Raw genomic sequence first — 6,288 nt, forward strand, 5'->3', positions numbered from 1 at the left:
CGATCACCGGCAACATGCCCATCGGCGCGAACTCGGTCACGCCGATGCCGAAGGCGCCGACCGCCAGTGCGATCAGCCCGAGGTTGAACTTCATGATCCTGGCTCCCTCAAACCATCGGCGGCGCGAGGTGGGCGAAGCCCTCCTGCTGCCGATAGGGGGTGTGGGGATAGGGCGGCAGCACGTCGCTCGCCGTGTCGAGCGCCGCCACCTGTTCAGGCGTCAGCGCCCAGCCGACCGCGCCCAGATTGTCGCGCAACTGCGCCTCGTCGCGCGCGCCGATGATGACCGACGCCACGGTTGGCCGCCGCAACAGCCAGTTGATTGCGACCTGCGGAACGGTCTTGCCGGTCTCCGCCGCCACCGCTTCCAGTGCGTCAACCACGCGGTAGAGATGCTCGTCCTCGACCGGCGGCGCGAATTGCGCCGTTTCGTGCAGACGGCTGCCCGCCGGGATCGGTCGTCCCCGCCCGATCCTGCCGGTCAGCCGCCCCCAGCCGAGCGGGCTCCAGACAAGCGCACCGACCCCCTGATCCCCCGCCAGCGGCATCAGATCCCATTCGTAAGCGCGCCCGATCAGCGAGTAATAGACCTGATGCGCGACGAGGCGCGGCCAGCCATGGCGGTCCGCCAGCGCCTGCGCCTTCATGATCTGCCAACCCGGATAGTTGGAGACGCCGGCATAGCGGACCTTGCCGTCCGCGATCAGCCGGTCGAGCGCGCCCATCACCTCCTCGGTCGGGGTGGAGGCGTCGAAGGCGTGGAGCTGGAGCAGGTCGATATGATCGGTGCCCAGCCGGCGCAGCGCCGCCTCGACCGCGCCGATCAGCCGCGCCCGCGACGCGCCCCAATCCTGCGGGCCATCACCCATCGGCAGCCCGGTCTTGGTCGAGATCAGGACGGCATCGCGCCGCCCCTTGATCGCTTCGCCCAGCACCTGTTCCGATGCGCCGTCCGAATAGACGTCGGCGGTGTCAAACAGCGTCACCCCCGCGTCGAGGCAGATGTCGATCAGCCGTCGCGCCTCGGCGGCGTCGCTTGTGCCCCAGGCGCTGAACAGCGGTCCCTTGCCGCCAAAGGTGCCGGCGCCGAACGACAGCGCGGGCACGCGCAGGCCGGACGACCCCAATGGGCGATATTCCATGACAGATCCTTTGCGAATTTCGTCGTCAGGTGCATAAGTGACGTCTGCGCAAAGGCAGCGGAAGCGCCCGCCGGGGCAAAGGATCTATGCCGTGGATGCAAAGACCGCGACAAAAGAGGATCGCGCCCGATCGCTCGCGCTGTTCGCGAGCGTCATCGAGGAAGGCAGTTTCTCCGCCGCCGCACGCACGCTCGGGCTGACGCCCTCCGCGGTGGCGCGTGCGATCGACCGGATCGAGGCGCGGCTGGGGGTCCGGCTACTGCTGCGCTCCACCCGCGCGCTGACGATGACCGCCGAGGGCCAGGCCTATCTGCTCATCGCGCGGCGCATCCTCGCCGATCTCGACGATGCCGAGCAACAGATCGCCGATCAGGGCGCGCCACGCGGGCGGCTGCGGATCAGTGCGGCGCTGGCGCATGGCCGGTTGTGTGTGGTGCCGCTGCTCGGCGATTTTACCCGGGCCTATCCGCATATCCTGGTCGATATCGCCCTGACCGATACGCTGGTAGACGTCGCGGCGGGTCAGGCGGATGTCGCGATCCGCTTCGGCCCGCTCGCCGACAGCGGGCTCACCGCTCGCAAGCTGGGCGAGTCCGGCCGCGTGATCGTCGCCTCGCCCGATTATCTCGCGCGCGCCGGCACGCCGCAGGTGCCCGAGGACCTGCACGCGCATAACTGCCTGAACTTCAATTTCCGCCGCGCCGAGCCGATCTGGCCCTTCCGCCGCGATGGCAGGGATTTTGCGCTGTCGGTGGAGGGCGGCATCGTCGCCAACAATGGCGAGACGCTCGGCCATCTTGCCGCCGCCGGGGTCGGCATCACGCGCGTCGGCCGCTTCAGCGTCGTCGCCGAGATCGCCGACGGTCGGCTCGTACCGTTGCTCGAGGCGTACAATCCGGGCGATGTCGAGCTGATCCATGCCGTCTTCGTCGGCGGCGCTGCGACCCCCGCACGTGTGCGGGTATTCGTCGACTTTCTGGTCGAGCGGCTAGGCAGCCCCTCCGGATGATGGGCACGCCACGGCCGATTGCAGAAAGGCATAGAGCCGATCGTCATCGCTCCTCGCGACGTTGAAGCGCATGTGATTGCGCCATTCGCCGCTGGTGCTGAAGACCGGCCCCGGCGCGAGCACGATGCCCTCGGCGATCGCGCGACGCGCGAGGTCGACGGCATCGACGCCGCCCGGCAAGCGCGCCCACAGGAAGATACCCGCCGCCGGCTCGATCCAGGGTTCGACACCCACCGAACGCAGACGCTTGGCGACCTTGGCGGTGGCGCGCGCCAACCGCGTCCGAACGCCTTCGACGTGGCGGCGATAGCTGCCATCGGTCAGCACCGCATGGAGCAGACTGGCGGCGAGCGGGCTGCCCGCCATCGACGTGGCGATGCGCAGATCGGCCAGCGCCTCGATCCAGTCGGGCCGCGCCGCGATATGACCGCAGCGCACCGCCGCCGACAGCGATTTGGAGAAGCTGCCAATGCGGATCGTCCGGTCGAGCCCGTCAAAGGCCGCGAGCCGCGCGGACGGCGCATGTTCGAAATCGGCGAAGATATCGTCCTCGACGATGACCATATCATGCGCGTCGGCGATCTTGAGCAACCGGTGCGCGGTGGCAGCGGCGAGCGACGCCCCGGTCGGGTTATGGACGCCCGAGTTCGTCAGATAGAAGCGCGGGCGATGCGTCGCGGCGGCCGCGGCGAAGGCGGCGATGTCCGGTCCGCTCTGCGTCATCGGCACGCCGATCACCTTGGCCCGATGCGCCCGCAGCAGCGCCAGGAAATTGAAATAGCAAGGGTCATCGACCAGCACGGTATCGCCCGGCTGAAGCAGGAAGCGGCACACCAGATCGAGCGCGTGCGTACCGCTGTCGGTCAGCAGGATCTGGTCCGGGCCGGCCTCAACCCCCTGATCCGCCATCCGCCTCGCCAGCAACGCCCGCAGCGGAGGTGAACCCAGCGGCGACGCATAGCCCGCGAGTGTGCCGTGATCGTCCGTCCGCGCCGCCCCGCGCATCGCCTTGCGGAGCGCATCGCCCGCCAGCCAGTCATCAGGCAACCAGCCGCATCCCGGCATCAATTCGTGGCGCCGCTCACCCAGTGACTGGCGCAGCATCCATAGCGGATCGACCTCGCGTTCCTGCGTGGTGGCGAGCCGATCCAGCGCCAGCGGGGCCAGCGGCGCGGCGACATAGAAGCCCGATCCCGGCCGCGATCGGATGACGCCCTCAGCGGCGAGCCGGTCATAGGCCTCGACCACCGTCGAGCGCGCGACGCCGCTCGTCTCGGCCATGGCGCGGATCGATGGCAGTCGAGCCCCCGGCGTCAGGGTGCGGGCGTCGATCCGCTCGCGGATCGCGCGGACCACCATGCCGGTGCGGGTCTGATCGGGTGCGGTGGCCATCGTGCTGCTACTTTCACCAGTACGGTTCGACGATATCGTATCGATCCGTATCTATCAGCGCCCGTCGGCCAGCGATAGCATGGGCCATCAGCAACAGGAGACATTTGTGACCCGTCCCTTTCGCCTCGTCGACGTGTTCGGCACCAACTCGCTGACCGGCAATCCGCTGGCCGTCATCGCCGATGCGGAGGGGCTGGCGACGGACGAGATGCAGGCGATCGCCAGCTGGCTGAATTTCTCCGAAACGACCTTCCTGCTGCCGCCGACCGATCCGTCCGCCGACTATCGCGTGCGCATCTTCACCATGGCGCACGAACTGCCCTTCGCCGGGCACCCAACGCTGGGCAGCGCGCACGCCTGGCTGGAAGCGGGGGGACGACCGAAGCAGGACGGCGTGATCGTGCAGGAATGCGGCGTCGGACTGGTCACGATCCGGCACGAGGGCGATCCACTCGCCTTCGCCGCGCCGCCGCTGCTGCGCGGGGGCACGCCGACCGAGGCGGAGATCGCGCAGGTCGCCGAATTGCTGCGGATCGACCGTTCGGCGATCGTCGATGCTGCCTGGGCGGACAATGGGCCGGGCTGGATCGCGGTCATGCTGGAATCGGCCGAGGCTGTGCTGGCAGTCGAGCCGGCGCGGCACCATCCCGAGCATATCGATATCGGGATCGTCGGGCCACACGCTCCGGGTGACGACGTCGCATTCGAACTGCGCGCATTGTTCACCGACGCGCATGGCGGGCTGATCGAAGACCCGGTGACCGGCAGCCTCAACGCCTCGGTCGGCCAGTGGCTGTTCGCCAGCGGCCGGGCAAGCGGCAGCTATGTCGCGGCGCAAGGAACCCGGCTGGGGCGGAGCGGGCGCATCCATGTCTCGCAGGACGACACCGGACAGGTCTGGGTCGCGGGCGCGACGCGGACGCTCTTCTCCGGGCGGATGCAAGGCTGATGCAGGTCGCGGTCCTCACCTTCGACGGCTTCAACGAACTCGACTCGTTCGTCGCCGCCGCGATCCTCAACCGGCTGCGCCCGCATGGCTGGGCCGCCCATATCACCGCGCCGACCGAAACGGTGACGTCGATGAACGGTGTCGTCGTCCACCGCCAGCGCCCCTTGGCATTTGTGGAGGAGGCCGATGCGGTGCTGATCGGCAGCGGCATTCGCACACGCGAGATCGCCGCCGATACGGCGATGCTTGCCCGGCTGCGCCTTGATCCGGCACGCCAGTTGATCGCGGCGCAATGCTCAGGAACGTTGCTGCTGGCGAAACTCGGCCTGATCGGCACCCTGCCCGCCTGCACCGATCTCATCACCAGGCCATGGGTGGTGGAGGCCGGCGTCACCGTGGTCGACGCACCGTTCGCCGCCCACGGCAACCTCGCGACCGCGGGCGGGTGCCTCGCGGCGCCCTATCTCGCCGCATGGATGATCGCGCGGGGTGGCGGGTCCGATCTGGCGCGCGCGGCGCTCCATTACGTTGCGCCGGTCGGGGAGAAAGAGCGCTTCGTCGATCATGCCATGGCGGTCGTCACGGGCGAGATGGCGCTCGTTTAGGCCACCCGCATGGTCCCAACGCAGACATTCCCGCTCCACCATCCGGGTCGCGAAAGCCGGCAAAGTCGCTCGTGCTCGGCAGCTACCTTGTATTGCCGCGCCGTCCGGGAGCACGCTCGTTCATTCGAGCGGTGACCGCCGGCCGCCGATCTTGTCGGTCGTTTCCATCGGCACGCGGCAACCGTTTAGGAACAGGCTGAGCAAATTGAACCAGGCGATTATCAGCACGAGCTTGCGTGCGCCTGTGTCGCCATGCCGGTCGCGCAGCCGCTGCAACGTCGCGTCGGTGAGCGTGCCTGTCAGGCTCAACTCGTCGGTTGCGGCGCATACCAGCGCGTAGGCATCGGGCACGATGCCGTCCCGCGTACCGATCGCATCGATGTCGGCTTGGGTCAGCCCGTTGTTGAGCGACATCGGCACGTTCGCCTGCCATTCATAGGGCACGTTCAGGATCGTCGCGGCGCGCAGGATGATCGCCTGGCGCAATTTGGGGTCAATCCCTTCGGCTGCGAACACCGCCCGCACAAGGCCGAGCGTAGCATCGCACATATCATCGGTGCCGGCGAACATCTTGACGACGTTCAACGCCTTGGCGGGTTGATAATCGTCACCCAGAATGGTGCGGACGTGATCGTCGTCCGGCAGCGGGATGACCACGCTGGATTCATAGTCGGTCGGTCCGGGCATGTATCTACTCCGTCGATGAAGGTGGGTGCCATGGTGCGCCGGGGAAGAACGGGTGATCCAGCCCGATCCCCGTCATCCCATCGGCTCGGCCAGTCGATCGAGGATCGGGATCGCGGCTCGCAGCAGATCCCGCTCATCCGACGACAATGACGTGCGAATAGCCTCCTCGATGCGGGACGTGCGCGCCTGGCGCTCGCGCGCAAGCGCGGCGTCACCGGCGGGAGAGATCGCAACCAGACGGCTGCGGCGATCAACCGGATCGGCGATCTGTTGTACCAGTCCGTCGGCATCCAGGCCTGCCACCACCAACCGCATCGTTTGATGGGTCACGCCGCGCTTTCCCGCCAGCGCGGCGACGTTCATCGGCCCCAGACGCTGAAGAAGGTCGAGCGTCTCGGACTGCGCGGACCGTGTCGTGCCGGTGTCTTGGCGAATTGCCCGCACGAACGAGCTGACGCTGCGGCGGAGCTGCTCCGCCAGCAAGGCTTCGTTCCGACGCATCAC

At 68.0% G+C, this 6,288-nt stretch carries 7 protein-coding genes and 1 pseudogene; 3 read left to right on the forward strand and 5 right to left on the reverse strand.

Annotated elements, in window-relative coordinates:
* Positions 1-94, reverse strand: a pseudogene (locus tag ACFDSW_RS14490) (MFS transporter); the annotation flags it as partial.
* A gap of 13 nt (positions 95-107) precedes the next feature.
* On the reverse strand, positions 108-1,142 hold the full coding sequence (locus ACFDSW_RS14495; protein WP_375250981.1) for an aldo/keto reductase: 1,035 nt from the start codon (positions 1,140-1,142) through the stop codon (positions 108-110).
* Positions 1,143-1,233: 91 nt separating this feature from the next.
* Between ACFDSW_RS14495 and ACFDSW_RS14500 the strand changes: the two genes are divergently transcribed.
* Positions 1,234-2,151, forward strand: coding sequence for a LysR family transcriptional regulator (locus tag ACFDSW_RS14500; RefSeq protein WP_375250982.1), 918 nt, complete (start codon positions 1,234-1,236; stop codon positions 2,149-2,151).
* Here the strand turns inward: ACFDSW_RS14500 and ACFDSW_RS14505 are convergent.
* Positions 2,131-3,543 (reverse strand): PLP-dependent aminotransferase family protein, encoded by a 1,413-nt coding sequence (locus ACFDSW_RS14505; RefSeq protein WP_375250983.1) that lies wholly within the window; start codon positions 3,541-3,543, stop codon positions 2,131-2,133. The genes ACFDSW_RS14500 and ACFDSW_RS14505 overlap by 21 nt on opposite strands.
* A 106-nt stretch (positions 3,544-3,649) precedes the next feature.
* Here ACFDSW_RS14505 and ACFDSW_RS14510 point away from each other — a divergent pair, with 106 nt between their 5' ends.
* Positions 3,650-4,492, forward strand: a complete 843-nt coding sequence (locus ACFDSW_RS14510; RefSeq protein WP_375250987.1) for a PhzF family phenazine biosynthesis protein — start codon at positions 3,650-3,652, stop codon at positions 4,490-4,492.
* On the forward strand, positions 4,492-5,097 hold the full coding sequence (locus tag ACFDSW_RS14515) for a DJ-1/PfpI family protein (RefSeq protein ID WP_375250984.1): 606 nt from the start codon (positions 4,492-4,494) through the stop codon (positions 5,095-5,097). Before ACFDSW_RS14510 ends, ACFDSW_RS14515 begins: the two co-directional genes overlap by 1 nt.
* 120 nt (positions 5,098-5,217) lie before the next feature.
* On the opposite strand, the gene ACFDSW_RS14520 is transcribed toward ACFDSW_RS14515, so the two are convergent.
* Positions 5,218-5,784 (reverse strand): carboxymuconolactone decarboxylase family protein, encoded by a 567-nt coding sequence (locus ACFDSW_RS14520; protein WP_375250985.1) that lies wholly within the window; start codon positions 5,782-5,784, stop codon positions 5,218-5,220.
* 72 nt (positions 5,785-5,856) lie between these two features.
* On the reverse strand, positions 5,857-6,288 hold a 432-nt coding region (locus tag ACFDSW_RS14525), incomplete at its 5' end, for a MarR family winged helix-turn-helix transcriptional regulator (protein WP_375250986.1).

Source organism: Sphingomonas sp. (genome assembly GCF_042091075.1).
GTDB lineage: Bacteria > Pseudomonadota > Alphaproteobacteria > Sphingomonadales > Sphingomonadaceae > Sphingomonas.

Bases quoted from the DNA above. Each gene is read 5' to 3' on its own strand.
- ACFDSW_RS14505 (WP_375250983.1), bottom strand. From the start codon at position 3,543: ATGGCCACCGCACCCGATCAGACCCGCACCGGCATGGTGGTCCGCGCG.
- ACFDSW_RS14515 (WP_375250984.1), top strand. From the start codon at position 4,492: ATGCAGGTCGCGGTCCTCACCTTCGACGGCTTCAACGAACTCGACTCG.
- ACFDSW_RS14520 (WP_375250985.1), bottom strand. From the start codon at position 5,784: ATGCCCGGACCGACCGACTATGAATCCAGCGTGGTCATCCCGCTGCCG.
- ACFDSW_RS14495 (WP_375250981.1), bottom strand. From the start codon at position 1,142: ATGGAATATCGCCCATTGGGGTCGTCCGGCCTGCGCGTGCCCGCGCTG.